The 18,662-nt window shown below is 64.8% G+C and carries 13 protein-coding genes; 3 read left to right on the top strand and 10 right to left on the bottom strand.

All coding sequences use genetic code 11. From position 1 onward, the window contains the following. Positions 1 to 13 precede the first annotated feature (13 nt). From HZB49_RS00685 to HZB49_RS00665, 5 genes are all read right to left on the bottom strand, one after another. Entirely contained in the window at positions 14 to 2,779 is a 2,766-nt protein-coding gene (locus tag HZB49_RS00685; RefSeq protein ID WP_291608507.1) for a sensor histidine kinase KdpD, read from the bottom strand. A 45-nt stretch (positions 2,780 to 2,824) separates the two neighbouring features. Continuing rightward, complete coding sequence (locus HZB49_RS00680) at positions 2,825 to 3,430, bottom strand: K(+)-transporting ATPase subunit C (protein ID WP_291608506.1); 606 nt, start codon at positions 3,428 to 3,430, stop codon at positions 2,825 to 2,827. Between the two features lie 11 nt (positions 3,431 to 3,441). Then, positions 3,442 to 5,556 (bottom strand): potassium-transporting ATPase subunit KdpB, encoded by a 2,115-nt coding sequence (kdpB, locus tag HZB49_RS00675; protein WP_291608505.1) that lies wholly within the window; start codon positions 5,554 to 5,556, stop codon positions 3,442 to 3,444. 24 nt (positions 5,557 to 5,580) lie between these two features. Beyond that, positions 5,581 to 7,284 (bottom strand): potassium-transporting ATPase subunit KdpA, encoded by a 1,704-nt coding sequence (gene kdpA / locus HZB49_RS00670; protein ID WP_291608504.1) that lies wholly within the window; start codon positions 7,282 to 7,284, stop codon positions 5,581 to 5,583. Between the two features lie 113 nt (positions 7,285 to 7,397). After that, on the bottom strand, positions 7,398 to 7,487 hold the full coding sequence (locus HZB49_RS00665) for a K(+)-transporting ATPase subunit F (protein WP_016846764.1): 90 nt from the start codon (positions 7,485 to 7,487) through the stop codon (positions 7,398 to 7,400). Positions 7,488 to 8,210: 723 nt separating this feature from the next. On the opposite strand from HZB49_RS00665, the gene HZB49_RS00660 reads away from it, so the two are divergent. From HZB49_RS00660 to HZB49_RS00650, 3 genes are all read left to right on the top strand, one after another. Continuing rightward, positions 8,211 to 9,038: a DUF4118 domain-containing protein gene (locus HZB49_RS00660; RefSeq protein ID WP_291608503.1), complete on the top strand. Its 828-nt coding sequence runs from the start codon at positions 8,211 to 8,213 to the stop codon at positions 9,036 to 9,038. Between the two features lie 755 nt (positions 9,039 to 9,793). Continuing rightward, complete coding sequence (locus HZB49_RS00655; RefSeq protein WP_291608502.1) at positions 9,794 to 11,059, top strand: DUF2157 domain-containing protein; 1,266 nt, start codon at positions 9,794 to 9,796, stop codon at positions 11,057 to 11,059. Further along, entirely contained in the window at positions 11,056 to 11,670 is a 615-nt protein-coding gene (locus HZB49_RS00650) for a GDYXXLXY domain-containing protein (RefSeq protein ID WP_291608501.1), read from the top strand. The genes HZB49_RS00655 and HZB49_RS00650 overlap by 4 nt, the downstream gene beginning before the upstream one ends. A gap of 61 nt (positions 11,671 to 11,731) precedes the next feature. Here the strand turns inward: HZB49_RS00650 and fdhF are convergent, their stop codons facing one another. The 5 genes from fdhF to mobB all read right to left on the bottom strand — a co-directional run bounded on the left by fdhF (position 11,732) and on the right by mobB (position 18,569). Beyond that, complete coding sequence (gene fdhF / locus HZB49_RS00645; protein ID WP_291608500.1) at positions 11,732 to 14,497, bottom strand: formate dehydrogenase subunit alpha; 2,766 nt, start codon at positions 14,495 to 14,497, stop codon at positions 11,732 to 11,734. After that, complete coding sequence (locus tag HZB49_RS00640; RefSeq protein ID WP_291608499.1) at positions 14,494 to 16,197, bottom strand: NADH-ubiquinone oxidoreductase-F iron-sulfur binding region domain-containing protein; 1,704 nt, start codon at positions 16,195 to 16,197, stop codon at positions 14,494 to 14,496. The genes fdhF and HZB49_RS00640 overlap by 4 nt, the downstream gene beginning before the upstream one ends. A gap of 266 nt (positions 16,198 to 16,463) precedes the next feature. After that, entirely contained in the window at positions 16,464 to 16,733 is a 270-nt protein-coding gene (locus tag HZB49_RS00635) for a sulfurtransferase TusA family protein (RefSeq protein ID WP_291608498.1), read from the bottom strand. A 42-nt stretch (positions 16,734 to 16,775) separates the two neighbouring features. Beyond that, entirely contained in the window at positions 16,776 to 18,032 is a 1,257-nt protein-coding gene (gene glp, locus HZB49_RS00630) for a gephyrin-like molybdotransferase Glp (RefSeq protein ID WP_291608497.1), read from the bottom strand. A 15-nt stretch (positions 18,033 to 18,047) separates the two neighbouring features. Further along, positions 18,048 to 18,569, bottom strand: a complete 522-nt coding sequence (mobB, locus tag HZB49_RS00625) for a molybdopterin-guanine dinucleotide biosynthesis protein B (protein ID WP_291608496.1) — start codon at positions 18,567 to 18,569, stop codon at positions 18,048 to 18,050. Positions 18,570 to 18,662 lie beyond the last annotated feature (93 nt).

Genomic DNA, 18,662 nt, shown 5'->3' with positions numbered 1-18,662 from the left:
GGTTCTGATTGCATCAGATCCGAAGCTCCAGCTTTGACGCGTTTTCTTCACGCGAACCGGCATCCACTTCGCTTGAAAACGCTATGTTGGCTTCCGCCGGCACCGGCAGACGGATGGTGAGCACCGCGCCCGGGCGGTCGATGCGGTTGGCCGCCGAGATGGTGCCGTGCATCGCCTCGATGAAGCCGCGTGAAATCGCGAGCCCCAGGCCGGTGCCGGGACGCACGTGATCGCCCTTCTCCACGCGGTAGAACTTGTCGAACACGCTGTCGAGCTCGGCCGGCGGAATGCCGCTGCCTTCATCCATGACCTGCAGCAGGATCGCATCCCTGTCCCGCGCACCGTGGATCGAGATCGTGGTTCCCGCCGGGGCGTATTTGGCGGCATTGTCTAGCAGGTTGAAGATCACCTGCTCGAACAGCACGGCATCGAGCTCCAGCATCGGCAGATCGGCGGCGAGCTCGAGCTGCACCCTGTGATGGGCGAGGATCTTGCCGGCGCGCCGCAACGCGCTGCCGACGATCTCGCCGACGTCGAGGCGCGCCGTGTTCGGAACGATCGCGCCTGACTCCAGCTTGGTCATGTCCAGGAGATTGGCGATGAAACGGTTGAGCCGTTCGGACTCGTCGATCACGGTGGCGAGCAGATCGCGTTTCTGCGCATCGCTCAGGCCATCGCCGAGATCCCGCAACGTGGAGGCGGAACCCAGCACGGAAGCGAGCGGCGTCTTCAGGTCGTGCGAGATCGAGGTGAGCAGCGCGCCGCGCAGGCGGTCGGATTCCACCGTGCGCTTGACGCGGTCCATGTCCTCGACCAGCAGCACGCGCTCGATGGCGAGCCCGCCCTGGTCGACCAGTGCATCGAGCAGACGCCGCTGGTCCGGCGTGAACAGCGGTCCGGTCTTGTCGCTGTCGATACCGATGGCGCCGATCAGCCCGCGCCCCGTGCGCATCGGCAGGAACAGGCGCTTGGCGCCCGGCAGCGTATCCGCTCCGCGGCCCGCCGGGCGGTCGTTCGCCCAGGCCCAGTTCGCCGCCGCAAGGTCCGCCTGGTCGAGCTCGTCCTCCGGCGGGTAGCCCGCCATCACGGTCAGCACGCCGTCTTGCGGCAGCAGCAGCACCACCCTCACCTTCAGCATCAGCGCAATCTGGTAGGCGGTCGCCCACAACACGTCATCGAGCGTCGCGGTGCCCGCCAGCTTGCGGCTGAAAGCATAGAGCGATTCCGTGGTGCGGACCCGGCCGATCGCGGTGTCGGCCTGCGAGCGGACGCGCCCGGCGACATTGGAAACCAGGATCGCCACCAGCATGAACAGGAAGAACGCCGCAACGTTGGTCGGGTCAGTGATGGTGAAGGTGTAGACCGGCGGCAGGAAGAAGAAATTGTAGCTGAGCGACGCGGCGACGGTTGCCAGCAATGACGGCCACAGGCCGTAGCGAACGGCGACACCGACCACCGCGGTCAAGAGCACGAGGTCGACATTCTCGATGCCGAACCATGGCTGGATCAGCACGGCGATGCCTAGCCCGATCCCGACGATCAAGAGCGACATCAGATAGGGCTTCGGATCGAACGCGTCGGCCCGCGCCGCGGTCTGCACCGCGGTCTTTCCCATCGGCTGCTCCTCGCCGGCAATGACGTGAACGCTGATATTGCCGGCGCGCCGCACCAGATCGTGCACGACGGAGCCGTGCGTCAGCTCGAACCAGCGCGAGCGGGTGGATTTGCCGAGGACGATCTGAGTCACGTTGTTGGAATGGGCGAAGCCGATCAGGTCGTCGGCGATGCGGCGGCCGACGCTGGGAATGGTGATGGCTTCGCCGCCGAGCGCCTCGGCGAGCCGCATCGTATCGGCAAGGCGATCCCGCTGCTCGTCGGTGAGCTGCAGGGTACGCCGCGTCTCGATGGCGATTGCAGTCCACGGCGCATGCAGCCGGTCGGCAAGCCTCTTGGTGTAGCGCACGAGGCCCGCGGCGCGCGGATCCTCGCTGACGCAGACCAGGATGCGCTCGCCTGCGGCCCAGGGGCCGGCGATGGCATTGGCCTGCATGTGAGTGAGCAGCTGCTCGTCGACCCGCTCGGCGGTCCGCCGCAGCGCCAGCTCGCGCAGCGCGGTGAGATTTCCGGGCGAAAAGTAATGGTCCAGCGCACGCTCGGCCTGCTTGGGAACATAGACCTTGCCGTCCTTGAGGCGCTGGATCAGGTCGTCGGGCGTGAGGTCGATCAGCTCGATGGCGTCGGCACGGTCGAACACGGAATCCGGCACCGTTTCGCGCACCCGCACATGGGTGATCTGGGCAACGACGTCGTTGAGGCTCTCGATGTGCTGGATATTGACGGCGGTATAGACGTCGATGCCATGCGACAGCAACTCCTCGACGTCGAGATAGCGCTTGGGATGCCGGCTGCCCGGCGCATTGGTATGGGCTAGCTCGTCGACGAGGGCGAGCTGCGGTCGGCGCGCGATCAGCGCGTCGATGTCCATCTCTTCGAGCGTCTGCTCCTTGTAACTGATCCGCTTGCGCGGCAGGACTTCCAGGCCCTGCAGCAGGGCTTCCGTCTCGGCGCGCCCGTGGGTCTCGACGACGCCCACCACCACATCGACGCCCGCCTTGAGCCTGGCATGGGCGCTTTGCAGCATCTCATAGGTCTTGCCCACGCCGGGGGCGGCACCGACGAAGATCTTCAGCTTCCCGGTGCGCACGTCCTCGCGCCGGGCCGCTTCCAGCAGGGCTTCCGGCGAGGGACGTTGCGTGGAATCGCGATGCTGCTGGGCCATTACGACATTATAGTCCCCTGCTCCGCCCCAGCCTAGGCAGGCGGCCTACTTCGAAGCCGCACGATCCAGAGCCAGATTGAGCGCCAGCACGTTGACGCGCGGCTCGCCGAGCAGGCCCGCAAAGCGGCCCTGGGTGCTCATGGTCACCATCTGGCGGAGGGTGTCCTCGGACATGTTGCGCGCCTTGGCGATGCGCGGCACCTGGAACAGGGCTGCTTCCGGCGAGATGTCGGGGTCGAGGCCGCTGCCGGAGGTGGTGACGAGATCGACCGGCACCGCCGCGCTCGGGTTCTCCGCCTTCAGCTTCTCGACGTCCTCCTTGAGGCGGTCGGCCAGTGCCTTGCTGGTCGGGCCCATGTTGGAGCCGCCGGAATTCGCGGCATTGTACGGCACGGACGTGGTCTTGGTGGAATCGGCCGGGTCCGGCCCGACCGTCGCCGACGGCCGGCCATGGAAATACTTGTCTTCCTTGAATTCCTGGCCGATCAGCGTCGAGCCGACCACCTTGCCGTCCTTCTCGATCAGGCTGCCTTGCGCCTGCTTCGGGAAGATGACGCCGGCGACGCCGGTCATGGCGAGGGGGTATGCGAGGCCCGTGATCAGCGTGAGCATGACCAGGACTAGGATCGCGGGACGGATTTCTCTCAACATGACAGGTCTCCTCAGGCCAGATTCAGGGCCGCGACGACGAGGTCGATGGCCTTGATGCCGATAAAGGGAATGATGATGCCGCCGAGGCCGTAGACCAGCAGGTTGCGGCGGAGCAGCGCACCGGCACCGACGGCGCGGTAGGCCACGCCCTTCAGCGCCAGCGGAATCAGCGCGATGATGATCAGCGCGTTGAAGATGATCGCTGACAGGATGGCGCTCTGCGGACTGGCAAGGTGCATGACGTTGAGCACCTCGAGTTGCGGATAGAACGCGAGGAACATCGCCGGGATGATGGCGAAGTATTTCGCCACGTCGTTGGCGATCGAGAACGTGGTCAGCGCGCCGCGGGTCATCAGCAGCTGCTTGCCGATCTCGACCACCTCGATCAGTTTCGTGGGGTTGGAGTCGAGGTCGACCATGTTGCCGGCCTCGCGGGCGGCCTGCGTGCCGGTGTTCATGGCGACGCCGACGTCAGCCTGGGCGAGCGCGGGTGCGTCGTTGGTGCCGTCGCCGCACATCGCCACCAGCTTGCCCTTGGCCTGCTCGTCGCGGATCAGCTTCAGCTTGTCCTCGGGCGTGGCCTGCGCCAGGAAATCGTCGACGCCGGCTTCCGCCGCAATGGCGGCCGCGGTCATCGGGTTGTCGCCGGTGATCATGATGGTGCGGATGCCCATCCGGCGCAGCTCGGCAAAGCGCTCGCGGATGCCGCCCTTGACGATGTCCTTGAGCTGGATGACGCCGAGCAGCCTGCCGTCTTTCGCTACCGCAAGCGGGGTGCCGCCCGCCTTGGCGATCTCGTCAGAGATCGCCTGCAGCTCGCGGGCCGCATCGGAACCCAGCCCCGGCTGCATGGCGCGCACGACATTGCCGCTCGCGACCGGCTGCGCCGCGCCGCCGATAAAGTTCAGGATCGCATCGACCGCACCCTTGCGCACCGAAGAGCCGCCGGCATCGATGCCGCTCATGCGGGTCTGCGCGGTGAAGGGCACGAACGTGGCGGCAAGCTCCTTCATGTCACGGCCACGGATGCCGTATTTCTCCTTGGCCAGCACGACGATCGAGCGGCCTTCCGGCGTCTCGTCGGCGAGCGAGGCGAGCTGCGCCGCATCGGCGAGCTCCTGTTCGGTCACGCCCTTGACCGGTCGGAAAGCAGTGGCCTGCCGGTTGCCCAGCGTAATGGTGCCGGTCTTGTCGAGCAGCAGCGTATCGACGTCGCCCGCAGCCTCCACCGCGCGGCCCGACATCGCCAGCACGTTGAAGCGCACCAGGCGGTCCATGCCGGCAATGCCGATCGCCGACAACAGCGCACCGATGGTGGTCGGGATCAGCGTGACGAACAGCGCCACCAGGACCACGACCGAGATCGAGCCGCCGGCATAGGCCGCGTAGCTCGGGATGGTCACGGTCGCAAACACGAAGATGATGGTGAGGCCCGCGAGCAGGATGTTGAGCGCGATCTCGTTCGGCGTCTTCTGCCGCTCGGCGCCCTCGACCAGCTTGATCATGCGGTCGATGAAGGTCGAGCCCTGGGCGGCAGTGATGCGGACCTTGATCCAGTCCGACAGCACCTGGGTGCCGCCGGTCACCGCCGAACGGTCGCCGCCGGATTCGCGGATCACGGGGGCGGATTCGCCGGTGATGGCGGCTTCGTTGACGGAAGCAACGCCTTCGATCACCTCGCCGTCGGACGGGATATTGTCGCCGGCCTCGACCAGAACGATATCGCCGACCTTCAGGCTGGTGCCGGGGACGAGGCGATAGGTCTTGCTCAATCCCTGCAGCAGCTTGGCCTGGCTCTCGGTACGGGTCTTCTTCAGCGATTCAGCCTGCGCCTTGCCGCGGCCTTCGGCGACGGCCTCCGCGAAGTTGGCGAACAGCACAGTGAACCAGAGCCAGAGAATGATCTGGAAGGTGAAGCCGAGATTGGCGCCGCCGGTGAGGAGATCGCGGACGAAGATCACGGTGGTCAGCAAGGCCACGATCTCGACCACGAACATCACCGGGCTCTTGATCATCAGCCGCGGATCGAGCTTGACGAAGGCCGACCGGATCGCGGGCACCACGATCTTCGGATCCAGCATTGCTGCAACCGGCATCCGCTTGTTCATTTTATGTACGGGTTCCATGGATGTTGCTCCGAATGCAATCGATCAGAAGACGGTGTTGGCGTTCATGGCGAGGTGCTCGACGATCGGGCCGAGTGCCAGCGCCGGGAAGAAAGTAAGGCCGCCGAGGATCAGGATGACGCCGACGACAAGGCCGACGAACAGGCCGCCGGTGGTCGGGAAGGTGCCGGCCGAGGCCGGAACGGACTTCTTCTCGGCCAGCGAGCCTGCAATCGCCATCGCCGGCACGATCATCATGAAGCGGCCGACGAACATCGCAACCGCGCCGGTGACGTTGTAGAAGAAGATGTTGCCGGTGAGGCCGCCGAAGGCAGAGCCGTTGTTGGCGGTCTGCGAGCTATAGGCATAGAGCACCTCGGAGAAGCCGTGCGGGCCGGCATTGGCCATCGAGGCGGTCGCGGTCGGGTAGACCACGGCGACCGCGGTCCAGCCGAGGATCATCAGCGGCAGGATCAGGATGGCGAGCATCGCCATCTTGACCTCGCGCGCCTCGATCTTCTTGCCGACATATTCCGGGGTGCGGCCGACCATCAGCCCGGCGACGAAGATCGCAAGGACAATGAACAGCAGCATGCCGTACATGCCGGCACCGACGCCGCCGACGATGATCTCGCCGAGCTGCATGTTGATCAGCGGGATCATGCCCCCGAGCGCGGTGAAGCTGTCATGCATGGCGTTGACCGCGCCGCAGGAGGCGGCGGTGGTGATGACGGCGAACAGCGAGGACGCCACGATGCCGAAGCGGACTTCCTTGCCCTCCATGTTGCCGCCGGTCAGGCCAAGGCTGCTCAGGGTCGACGTGCCATTGGCTTCCGCCCAGTAGGCGATGGCGACGCCGGCGATGAACAACACGCCCATCACGGCGAGGATCGCCCAGCCCTGGCGCTGGTCGCCGACCATGCGGCCGAACACGTTGGTGAGGGCTGCGCCGAGCACGAAGATCGAGAGCATCTGCACGAAGTTCGACAGCGCGGTCGGGTTCTCGAAGGGATGCGCGGCATTGGCGTTGAAGAAGCCGCCGCCATTGGTGCCGAGCATCTTGATGGCAACCTGCGAGGCGACCGGACCGACGGCAATGGTCTGCTTGGCACCTTCCAGCGTCGTTGCCTCGACATAGGGGCCGAGCGTCTGCGGCATGCCCTGCCAGACCAGGAACAGCGTGAAGACGATGCAGATCGGCAGCAGCACATAGAGGGTGCAGCGCGTGACGTCGACCCAGAAATTGCCGACAGTGCGCATCGAGGAACGCGCGAAACCGCGGATCAGTGCGACCGCCAGCACGATGCCCGTGGCCGCCGAGAGGAAGTTCTGGTGCGTGAGCCCGATCATCTGGGTCAGATAGGAGAGCGTGCTCTCGCCGCCGTAGTTCTGCCAGTTGGTGTTGGTGATGAAGGAGATCGCGGTGTTGAACGACAAATCCTCCGCGACTGCCGACATCTCGGCCGGATTGAAGGGTAGCGATGCCTGCAGCCGCATCAGGCCATAAATGATCAGGACGCCGCCGACATGGAACAGCAGCATGGCGACCGTATAGGTCAGCCAGTGCTGCTCGCGCCTGGCGTCGACGCCGCCGATCCAGTAGATCGCGCTTTCGATCGGGTGGAGCACCGGCGACAGGAAGGTGCTCTCGCCGTTGAACACGCGCGTCATGTACCAGCCGAGCAGCTTGGCCAGCGCGGCGACGATGACGCAGTAGAGGATGATCTGGGTCCAGCCGATGGCGGTCATGGGGTCAGGCCTTTCGAATTTTCTTCGAACGCAGGAGGACGGCCAGAAGGCCGAACAGCGCCGCGCTCAAGAGCGCGTACGCCAGCAAGAGTTGCACGAGAATCATCACGGCTTCAGAAGCGCTCGGGGCGCAGCAAGGCGTAGGTGAGATAGAAGAGCAGACCGAGCGAAACGAGGCCGGCGAGCGAATAATCGAAGATCATGGTTCTCTCCTCACAGGCGTTCGCAGACATAGGCGTAGCCGATGCCCACGGCGAACAGGCCGGCGGCAATGGCGAGCATGAGAATGTCGAGCATGGGGTGTTCCTGTGCGCCAAATGCGGGCCGCACGCACGGCCCGCTTCGTTCGCTCGTTCAGGTGCCACCCGGCGCATAGGTTTTCGAGATGCGGCCAACAGGTGCGTTATAGGAATCCCATAAGCGTTCCTCCGCTGTCGTCCCGGCCAAGCCAACGGGTCGCGCGAATGCGCGCCCGATGACAGGCTCCGCGCGAGCCGGGACCCATAACCACCTCACCTTGTTGTGATGCCAGGCTGGGGCCGCAGCCTGCTTCAAGTGAGACATCGGTGGCTATTGGTCCCTGCTTTCGCAGGGACGACAGGAAGTCTGCCGCCGCGTCGTAACGTTTATGCAATTCCTATATCGCAGCCGTTCTCCCACCCTCGATTTAATATGCAATCGGACCGAACTCTCGCTCGCGTGGTCGAAAATCGCGACTAAAACGAACGGAGATGGACATGCATACGCCGGCGGTCGCCCACGAAAAGCGGACCACTATTGCAGGATGGATGTCGGAAAAATCCCTGCGAGCCCTGATGCTGGTCTCCAGCCTTCTGGCTATCAGCCTGGCAGTCAACGCGTCGATAATCCTCATTGCAGGCACTAGGTTCTAGCCTGGCTGCACACACGCCGAAGGAGTCATGGCAATGACAGACGTTGAATCGAAACTGCAACCGGCCGCCATCGAGACCGCCGACGCCGACCCCTTGAATCCGGTGTGGGTGCGCTATCTTGCTGCGGTTGCGATGACTGCTGCTGCAACGCTCGTCGCCGTCGTCGTCGAAGCCAAGGTGAGCATTCCCAATCTTTCCCTTGTTTTCGTCATCCCGGTCATCGTCGCCGGCGTCGGCCTCGGCCTCGGTCCGTCGATCTGCTCGGCAATACTCGGGGCCCTGGCTTTCAATTTCTTCCTCACCGACCCTCGCTATTCGCTGGCCATCGACGACCCCTCGAACATCTGGGCAATGGCATTGCTGTTCGTGGTCGGCCTCATCGTAAGCGGCGTTTCATTTACTTCCCACCGGCGAGCGGCCGAAGCGTCCACGTTGAGGAGGCAGGCAGCCGTGTTGCAAGGCTACAGCCGGGACGTTGCATCGGCCGGCAATGTGGACGCGATTGCTTCGATCACGTGCCAGGCGCTTGCCGCCCTGTTCCGCGTCCCCGCAGTCGTAATGCTGGTGGTGGAAGGACAGGTGACTTCGATCAAGCGCACCGGCGACCTGGAGCCCGCAGAGGCGGACCTGGAAGCAGCACAATCGTCCCTGGCGACGGGCACTGCCTTGCACGGCGGCATCTATCCGCATCCCTCGTCCCGGTTCGATTTTTGGCCTGTCCGCACCGCGGATGGCCGCAACGCGGTGGTTGGACTCGCGTTCGATCCCGACGAACGTCCTGCGGAACCGGATACGCAGGTTGCGGTCGTGACGGGCATTTTGGCCCTGGCGCTCGATCGTCGGCCGTCGGCAGCCGCATGAGATCGGCCGAGGCATCGAATTCGCGGTTCGCCTTCCAGAACCCATTCAATGAGCAAGATCAACCGATTGAGGGCGGATTTGCGCCCTCTTCTCAGAATCCGAATTGCCTCTTGACAATTCCGTAAAACAGAACTAACTTCCTGCCATCCGCGCCCGTCAGGAGGGGCGTATCGCCATCGTCACGACACGTTGGGCGCGGGATGCGATGGACGCGGCGGTCTCAAAGGCGATTGAGATGGCAGCGTACGGCGAAGTCGTGTGGTCCTGGCGCCGCGACCCTGGCGTCTATCCGGCCCGCCTGTGCGGGCTTGGCAACGGGGGCAAGAAAGGCCGTTCCCCGGGGAGAGTACGTATAAGCCGTAAAGCCATTGCGCGGGGAAAGCCGGGATGTCTCGGCTGTACCTGTCAAACCCGTGTGCACTTTCTGTAGCACTTTTCGCACACGGTGCTGCGGGCGCAGTCGGCGCCCGGCTTTTCCCGCGCCCTCTAATCAGGAGGGAGCAACGAAATGGCAGAACCCGGGCGAAAACGAGTCGCGGGAACGAGAACGCATGTTAGCTCCGTGGAGACAGGTCGATATGAACCGCCCCAGCGGCGTCAACGACTAAACGCATGTGTAACGAGATGGCCGTCTGTCCCAATACAACCGGCCGATGATACCCTGACCCACGCATGCGACCGTCACTGCCACACCCGAAGTCGAACCTGAAGCCGGGCGTCGCCCGCCTGAACGCAGCACGAGCCGCAAGACCAGCATGATCTTCGATCGAGCCTACCGCCAGCGCCTCGAAACCGATCTCGCGCGATGGGAGGCCGATGGCGTGGTCGCGCCTGCGGCCGTCGCCGCCATCCGCGCCGCGCTTCCGCCGGTCTCGCCCGGCGTCAACATCGCGGTGGTGGTTGCCATCGTCGGCGGCCTGCTGATCGCCTCCGCATTTCTCGCCTTCATCGCCGCGCACTGGACCGAAATCGCCCGTTTGTCCCGCCTGGCTATTCTGTTTGCCGGCATCGTCGTTACGCACGGCATCGGTGCCTGGTTTGCCCGCACCGAGCGCCCGATGCTGGCCGATCTCTGCGCCAGCGTCGGCGCGATCATCTTCGGTGCCGGGATCGCGCTGGTGGGCCAGATGTATCATCTGGGCAGCGACTTCGCCGGCGGCCTGCTGCTGTGGGCCGTGGGGGCGCTGGTCGCAGCCGCCTTGACCGGCTCGCGCGGCGCGCTGGCAGTGGCGCTGGTGGCGGCGAGCATATGGAGCAGCATGCGCGTCGTTGAAGCGCAGGATGCTCCACATCTGCCATTCCTGATCATCTGGTTCGTCGCCGCCGGCCTTGCGCTTGCCTGGAACTCGCGTGTGGCGGCGCATCTGGTGGCGCTGGCCGTGCTGCCCTGGTGGATCGCAGCGGCGGCGATGCACACCGATCATGACGCGATTTTCATTCTCGGCGGTGGCGCAGCCCTTCTGTTCGGCGGAGGTCTCGCGCTCACCATCACGCCGTGGCAGCGGCTGGCTTCCGCCGGTACCGTCCTGTCCGTCTATGGAGCCTTTTCGCTCGCCACGGTCGCTGTTGGCGGGGTGGCGACGGTCAACGATTCCTTTTTCGGAAGCGCTCCGGCAGCCGGCCCGCCGCTGTGGGCGATCGGTTGCAGCGTGGCGGGAGCCCTCGTCGCCTTCGCGGCCGGCACGGCAGCGCGCCGGGCAGGCATATTGGCAGCCGGAATCGGGATTGCGCTCGCGCTCGTGGCGACAGGGGCATGGAAGCAGGCGCCGACCGGTGAGCCCTGGCTGCTATACGCGGCTTTTCTCTGCGCCATGGTCTGCATTGTCGTCTCCGGCATCCTGGATAGCTCCCGGCCGCGCATCGTCGCCGGCTGGCTTGGAATCGCCGGCGTGATCGGGGCCATCACATGGGCGGTGAAAGGTTCGCTGCTCGGCCGCTCGGTGTTCCTCGCGGTGGCCGGCGCCATTGCGGTCGCGCTCGCGCTGATGCTCAATCGTCTGCTGCCGAGAACCCAGCCATGATCAGCGCCGCCGCATCCTTCGCTGAGTTTTTCGGACGCATTCCGAAGGCGGTGCTGTTCGGCGCCGCCGTGCTGGTTCAGATCGCGCTGCTGGCGGTGATGGTTTTCGATCGCGTTCAAATCCTGCGCGACGGAACGGACGTGACGCTGCGGACCCGTCCGATCGATCCGCGCGACCTGCTGCGCGGCGACTATGTCGTCCTCGGCTACGACATCTCGGAACTGCCGTCCGGTGCGCTGAAGAACCAGCCGGCGCCCTCGTACCATCCGACGGTGTTCGTCAAGCTCGCACCCAATCGCGACGGATTCCATGAAGCGGTCTCGGTGCATACCGAGCCGGTCGCGGTCGCAAGCCCCGAGGTGCTGATCCGCGGCCGGGTCGCCTACGGGGCCAGCTGCGGCGCTTCGGGCAAGCCCGCCTTCTGCGACAAGCTGCGGGTTCGCTACAATCTGGAAAGCTATTTCGTCCCCGAGGGCGAGGGCAAGAAGCTCGAGGAGGCGCGCAACGCGCAGAAGGTGACGGTGGTCGCTGCCGTCACGCCATCGGGACGCGCCGCCATCAAGCGGCTGCTGCTCGATGGCCAACCCGTCTACGAGGAGCCGTGGTTCTAGAGCATGATCCCGAAAAGTGGGAACCGGTTTTCGGAAAAGATCATGCTCCAAGAGATAGAGCCTACTCGGCCGCGACCCGCTGCGCGACCTTCTCGGCCTTGACCGCACAGAACTTGAATTCCGGAATCTTGCCGAACGGATCGAGCGCCGGATTGGTCAGGAGGTTCGCCGCCGCCTCCGCGTAGCAGAAGGGCATGAACACCATGTTCTCCGGCACGTCGCGATCGGAGCGCGCCTTGACCTCGACGGCGCCGCGCCGGGTCTGCAGCCGGATGAAATCGCCGGGCCACACGTTGAGCCGCCGCATGTCCTTCGGCGACATGAAGGCGACCGCCTCCGGCTCGATCTGGTCGAGCACGGCGGCGCGGCGGGTCATCGAACCCGTGTGCCAGTGCTCGAGCACGCGGCCGGTCGAGAGCACCATCGGATATTCGGCGTCCGGCAATTCGTCCGGCGGCATCACCTTGGCCGGCACGATCTTGCCGCGGCCGCTCGGGGTCGGGAAGCCGGTGGTGAAGATGATCTCGTTGCCGGGCTTGTCGGGATCGTCGACCGGATAGGTCACCGCGCCCTCGCGCACCAGGCGCTCCCAGGTGATATTGTGCAGCGACGGCATCACCTGCGTCATCTCGGTGAACACGTCGGCCGGGCCATCGTAGTTCCACGGCAGGCCCATCCGCTTGCCGATCTGCTGGATGATCCAGAGATCCTGCCGTGCGTCGCCGGGCGGCTTGACCACCTCGCGCGCGAGCTGCACGCGGCGGTCGGTGTTGGTGAAGGTGCCGGATTTCTCCGCAAATGCAGAGGCCGGCAGGATAACGTCGGCGTGGAACGCTGTTTCGGTGACGAACAGATCCTGCACGACGAGATGATCGAGCTTTGCCAGCGCCCCGCGGGCGTGCTGCAGATCGGGGTCCGACATCGCCGGGTTTTCACCCTCGATATACATGCCCGTGATCTCGCCCTTGTGGATCGCATTCATGATCTCGACCACGGTGAGCCCGCGGACGGGATCGAGGCTCTTCTGCCACAATTCCTCGAACTTGCCGCGCAGGTCGACGCGGCCGACCGGCTGGTAATCCGGCAGGAACATCGGGATCAGGCCGGCATCGGAGGCGCCCTGCACGTTGTTCTGGCCGCGCAGCGGATGCAGGCCGGTGCCGGGACGGCCCACCTGCCCCGTGGTCAGGGCCAGCGCGATCAGGCAGCGCGCATTGTCGGTGCCGTGGACGTGCTGGCTGATGCCCATGCCCCAGAAGATGAGCGAGGCGCGCGAGCGTGCGTAGGTCCGCGCCACCTCGCGCAGGGTTTCGGCGTCGATGCCGCAGATCGGCGCCATTTTCTCCGGCGTGAATTCCCTAATCTTCTCCGCGAGCTCGTCAAAGCCCTCGGTATAGCCCGCGATGTATTGCTGGTCGGTCAGGCCCTCGGTGACGATGGTGTTGAGCATCGCGTTCAGCATGGCGACGTCGGAGCCGGGCTTGAAGGCGAGGTGCTTCCAGGCATGGCGCGACAGCGCCTGCCGGCGCGGATCCATCACGATCAGCTTGGCGCCGCGCTTGGCCGCGTTCTTGAGGTAGGTCGCCGCGACGGGATGGTTCACGGTCGGGTTGGCGCCGATCACGATGATGACGTCGGCATCCATGGCGGCGGCGAACGGCGCCGACACCGCGCCGGAGTGCAGCCCCTCCATCAGCGCCGCCACCGACGAGGCGTGGCACAGCCGCGTGCAGTGATCGACGTTGTTGGAACCGAAGCCGGTGCGCACCAGTTTCTGGAACAGATAGGCCTCCTCGTTGGAGCCCTTGGCCGAGCCGAAGCCGGCCAGCGCCTTGACGCCTTTCCCGTCGCGGATTTTCACCAGCCCCCCGGCCGCGATATCCAGCGCCTCTTCCCACGACGCCTCGCGGAAATGCGTGAAGGGATTGGCGGGATCGACCTGGTCGTTGGCGTCCTTTTTCGCATTCGGCAGCCGCACCAGCGGCTTGGTCAGGCGATGCGGGTGGTGGATGTAATCGAAGCCGAAGCGGCCCTTGACGCAGAGGCGGTTGTGGTTCGCCGGGCCGTCGCGGCCTTCCGCATAGATCACCTTCTCGTCCTTGACCTGATAGGTAACCTGGCAACCGACGCCGCAGAACGGGCAGAGCGAATCCACCTTCCTGTCGGCATAGACGACGCGGGTCTGCCTGTCGTCGAGCATCACCGCCGGCATCAGCGCGCCGGTGGGACAAGCCTGCACGCATTCGCCGCAGGCGACGCAGGTCGATTCACCCATGGGATCGTCGAAGTCGAACACGATCTTGGCATCGGCACTGCGATAGGCCATGCCGATGACATCGTTGACCTGCACCTCGCGGCAGGCACGCACGCAAAGGCCGCACTGGATGCAGGCGTCGAGATTGACGCGCATCGCCGGATGACTGGCGTCGCCCTCCCAGCGCTGCGCGGCAGGGAAACGGCTTTCGGTGACGCCGACCGTCTCGGCCCAGTTCCAGAACTTCGAGTCCGGATCGTGCGAGGTCTCGCGCGCCGGCTGGTCGGAGACCAGAAGCTCCATCACCATCTTCTGCGCGGCGACCGCACGCGCGCTCTCCGTCTTCACCTTCATGCCGACGGTCGGCGTGCGCTTGCAGGACGCGGCCAGCACGCGCTCGCCCTCGATCTCGACCATACAGGCGCGGCAATTGCCGTCGGGGCGATAATCGGGCGCCGGCGAATAGCAGAGGTGCGGAATGTCGCGCCCCCCGCGCTTGGCCACCTGCCAGATGGTCTCGCCCGGTTTGGCTTCGACCTGCTTGCCGTCGAGCTCGAACGTAATCTTCGTCATTCGGCCGCTTCCTTGAACTCGTCGGGAAAGTATTTGATCACGGATGTCAGCGGGTTCGCCGCCGCCTGGCCGAGGCCGCAGATCGAGGCATCCCGCATCGCCTGGCTCAATTCTTCGAGCAGCGCCCGGTTCCACACCGGACGTTCCATCAACAGCGCCGCCTTCTGCGTGCCGACGCGGCACGGCGTGCACTGCCCGCAGCTCTCGTCCTCGAAGAAACGCATCAGGTTCAGCGCCGCCAGCCGCACGCTGTCCTTGTCGGAGAGAATGACGACGGCGGCCGAGCCGATGAAGCAGCCGTATTTCTCCAGCGTGCCGAAATCGAGCGGGATGTCGCTCATCGACGCCGGCAGGATGCCGCCCGACGCGCCGCCCGGCAGGTATGCACGGAACTTGTGGCCGTCGGCCATGCCGCCGCAATATTCGTCGATCAGTTCGCGCACGGTGATGCCGGCCGGCGCAAGCTTGACGCCGGGATTCTTCACACGTCCAGAAACAGAATAGCTGCGCAATCCATGACGTCCGTTGCGCCCCTGGCTGGTCCACCACGAAGCGCCTTGCTGGACGAGGTCGCGTACCCAGAACAGCGTCTCGAGATTATTGATCAGGGTGGGCATGCCGAACAGCCCGACCTGAAAAGGATATGGCGGCTTGTGCCGCGGCAAGCCACGCTTGCCCTCGAGACTTTCGAGCAGCGAGGATTCCTCGCCGCAAATATAGGCACCGGCGCCGCGCCGCAGATGGATGCGCGGACCGCCCGGCGGCAGCTTGGCAATCTCGATCGGCAGCAACTTGTGGGCGGCCGGATATTCGTCACGCAGATAGATGTAGACATCTTCCGCATCGATGACATGCGCCCCGATCAGCATGCCTTCGAGGAAGCGGTGAACGTCACGCAACAGGTAGAAGCGATCCTTGAAAGTGCCGGGCTCACCCTCGTCGGCGTTGACAACCATGACTCGCGGGCCCGGCTCGCCGAGCACGGCACGCCATTTTCGCCCCGTGGGAAAGCCGGCACCGCCGAGCCCGCGCAGGCTGGAATCGTCGAGAACCTTGAGGATGTCTTCCTTGCTGACGCGCCCTGCCCGCAGATCGCCGAGCAGCTTGTAGCCGCCGTCCTTCACATAGGCTTCGTAGTTCACAAAAGCTGGAATGATCGGATCGGTCTTGCCGCGAGCCGCGATATCGAGGACATCGGATGCCTTTGCGTTGAGGACATAGCGGTGCCCGACCTCCGCTACCGGCGCACTGTCGCAAAATCCGACGCAAGGCGCGCACACGACCCGTACACCGGGACCTGCACCGCGCTTCAGTTCATCCAGTAACTGTTCCGCGCCCATCATGGCACAGGTCAGCGAGTCGCAGACCCGAATCGTGAGTGGTGGGATGGCCGGATCGCCCTCCTTCACCACGTCGAAATGCGCGTAGAAGGTCGCGGTCTCGAACACCTCGGCAAAGCTGAGCTTCATCTCGTCAGCGAGTGCGGCAAGATGCGCGGCCGAAATCTGGTGATACCTGTCCTGGATCAGGTGCAGGTGCTCGATCAGGAGGTCGCGGCGGCGCGGCCGGTCGCCGAGCAATTGCTCGATCTCCTGCGCGGCAGCCGGATCGATCTGGCGGCCTTTCGGCGTCGCCTTCGCGCGCTGGCGTCCCTGCCCGGGATGATCGAACACGCGAACCTGTTGCACGTCGTGAGCCATTGAAAAACGTCTCGTTTCCTAGCCTTGATTTTCGTCGACCTTATTCTCTGGCATGCCAGATGCCAAGAGAATTATCGCGCTCGGATAAGGATTTAAGGGAACCGGCATTCCGGGCCGATGTCCGGGAAAAGGTCCACTTCCGACCGCGGGCGCGCAAGCCATTGGACCGCCGGAATGGCAGCCTCGCTGCTTCGTATTCATATCGCAGAACTTTTCGCTGTCGATCGATCGGCGGAGTCTACCGGCACAGCGCAGCAAACCAAAACTCAATTATGCGTCGATGACGCAGTATCGGTTTTGCCTATCGGGCCATTGGTCTTCTCGATCAAGAAAACGATGCGGCTTTCACTGCGCTCGGTGATCTCGACCTTGTCGCCGGTCTCGCGAATGAGGTTGGGAATGTCGATCACCGAGAGCGGATCGGTGCACAGCACTTCCAACCGGTCGCCGGCGGCGAGCGATTTCAGCGCCTTGCGCGTCTTCAGTGCCGGCAGAGGGCATTTGAGGCCGGCGAGATCGAGCCTGGTCGTGGTCATGCGATGAAGATGGCGAACGGAATTGGCACCGTCAACTTTCGATCAATTGATCAGGCTGGCGTAAGACAGAAAGCCGATGGAATCGCCGGGCGAGACCTGCGTGACATCCTCGCCGAGTTCGGCAAGGCCGTCAGTATCGGCGAGCGAGGACAATAGCCCCGCACCCTCGCGCGGAAATTTGGCCGCCTCCAGCACGCCGTCCGTACCCTGCCGCAGGGAGACGCGGACATATTCGCGGCGCGAGATCTTCTTCCTGTAGGAGAACGCCGCGCGCACCGGCATCGGGGTCAGCTTCTCCGGCTGCGCGCCCGACAGCGCCAGAATGGTCGGCCGCACCACATGCACGAAGGTGACAAAGCTTGCCACGGGATTGCCGGGCAGCCCGATGAAGGGCGTGCCGCCGATGATACCCATCGCGACGGGACGGCCGGGCTTGATCGCCATACGCCACAGCACGAGCTTGCCGGCGCTCTCCACCGCCGCCTTGACGTGATCCTCTTCGCCGGTCGAGACGCCGCCGGTGGTGAGCAGAAGATCGTGCTGGCCGGCCACCCGCTTCAAGGCGCTCGCGAGCGTGTTCGGCTCGTCGCTGAAAATACCGAGATCGCCGGCCTCGCACCCGAGCCGGCGCAGCATTGCCATCAGCATGAAGCGGTTGGAATCAAAGAGCTGCGGCGCGGCGCGCGCCTCGCCCGGCGACACCAGCTCGTTGCCGGTGGAGAACACCGCGACGCGGATGCGCCTGACCACATCGACATGCGTCAGGCCGAAGGCTGCGATGAGCGCAACATCCTGTGGCCGCAGCCGCCGGCCGGCCTTCAGCGCAGCATAACCAAGCGGAATGTCCTCGCCGGCCGGCCGTACATTCGCGCCGGGCTTGAGCCCTGCCGGCAACACGACATTGCCGCCATCGAGACGAACATCCTCCTGCATGAAGACGGTGTCGGCCCCGACCGGCATCGGCGCACCCGTGAAGATGCGCACGGCGTGGCGCGCCTTGATCGCGTCATCAGGCGATGCACCGGCCTGCACGCGGCCGAGCACGGGAAATGCCTCCGCTTCGGCCTTCGGCAGATCACCGCTTGCCACCGCATAACCATCCACCGCCGAATTGGTGAACGGCGGCAGCGGCAAGGGCGCAGCGATATCATGCGCAAGAATGCGGCCGTCGGCCTCGGCAAGAGCAACGGTCTCGACGTCCGCAACCCTGCTGACGCGTGCGGAAATGAGACCAACGGCCTCGTCCACCGACATCATCGGGCCGCCGAAGGCAAAGCAATCATCAGACAGTTGCGCCATGCGAATCCGGTCCCTCTAGGCGGTCGCTTCCGAGAACAGATCCTTGATCGAGATCGCCGACCGCTTGATCAGGGCGGCGACCGCATCGATGTCGTCGAGATGAACGGCCGGCAGCCTAAACTCGACCTTCGTGTCGGTCACGATGCCGACGATGCCGGGGTCGTCCGGAAACAGCCACGGCTTGCCGTTGGCGGCGCGGTGCACCTCGATCTTGCGATGCGGCTCGCGCTTGAACCCCTCGACCAGGACGAGGTCGACCGGCGCCATCTTGGCCAACAGCTCCTGCAGCCTCGGCTCGGCTGCGCCGCGCAATTCGTGCATCAGCGCCCAGCGACGGCTCGAGGACACCAGCACCTCCGAGGCGCCGGACTGGCGGTGCACCCAGGAATCCTTCCCCGGAACGTCGACGTCGAACTCATGATGGGCGTGCTTGATCACGGAGACGCGAAGGCCCTCCTTGAGCAGCTGCGGAATCGTGCGCGTCAGCAGGGTGGTCTTGCCGGCGCCGCTCCAGCCCGCGATGCCAATCACTTTCATCGTCGTCTCCACAGACCGGCCGGAACCGGCCTTAAATCCAGACCCTTGTTGCATTATATCGGAGCGCAGGGAAAGTCATGCTAACGTCGCGGC

This window comes from Bradyrhizobium sp. (assembly GCF_016219575.1).
Classification (GTDB): Bacteria; Pseudomonadota; Alphaproteobacteria; order Rhizobiales; family Xanthobacteraceae; genus Bradyrhizobium.
The sequence above is the reverse complement of the archived record's forward strand: the minus strand, read 5'-3'. Positions and strand labels throughout refer to the sequence as shown.

Bases quoted from the DNA above. Each gene is read 5' to 3' on its own strand.
- kdpA (WP_291608504.1), bottom strand. From the start codon at position 7,284: ATGACCGCCATCGGCTGGACCCAGATCATCCTCTACTGCGTCATCGTC.
- HZB49_RS00635 (WP_291608498.1), bottom strand. From the start codon at position 16,733: ATGACCACGACCAGGCTCGATCTCGCCGGCCTCAAATGCCCTCTGCCG.
- HZB49_RS00640 (WP_291608499.1), bottom strand. From the start codon at position 16,197: ATGGCTCACGACGTGCAACAGGTTCGCGTGTTCGATCATCCCGGGCAG.
- HZB49_RS00655 (WP_291608502.1), top strand. From the start codon at position 9,794: ATGATCTTCGATCGAGCCTACCGCCAGCGCCTCGAAACCGATCTCGCG.
- HZB49_RS00685 (WP_291608507.1), bottom strand. From the start codon at position 2,779: ATGGCCCAGCAGCATCGCGATTCCACGCAACGTCCCTCGCCGGAAGCC.
- HZB49_RS00650 (WP_291608501.1), top strand. From the start codon at position 11,056: ATGATCAGCGCCGCCGCATCCTTCGCTGAGTTTTTCGGACGCATTCCG.
- glp (WP_291608497.1), bottom strand. From the start codon at position 18,032: ATGGCGCAACTGTCTGATGATTGCTTTGCCTTCGGCGGCCCGATGATG.
- kdpB (WP_291608505.1), bottom strand. From the start codon at position 5,556: ATGGAACCCGTACATAAAATGAACAAGCGGATGCCGGTTGCAGCAATG.
- mobB (WP_291608496.1), bottom strand. From the start codon at position 18,569: ATGAAAGTGATTGGCATCGCGGGCTGGAGCGGCGCCGGCAAGACCACC.
- HZB49_RS00680 (WP_291608506.1), bottom strand. From the start codon at position 3,430: ATGTTGAGAGAAATCCGTCCCGCGATCCTAGTCCTGGTCATGCTCACG.
- fdhF (WP_291608500.1), bottom strand. From the start codon at position 14,497: ATGACGAAGATTACGTTCGAGCTCGACGGCAAGCAGGTCGAAGCCAAA.
- HZB49_RS00660 (WP_291608503.1), top strand. From the start codon at position 8,211: ATGACAGACGTTGAATCGAAACTGCAACCGGCCGCCATCGAGACCGCC.
- HZB49_RS00665 (WP_016846764.1), bottom strand. From the start codon at position 7,487: ATGATCTTCGATTATTCGCTCGCCGGCCTCGTTTCGCTCGGTCTGCTC.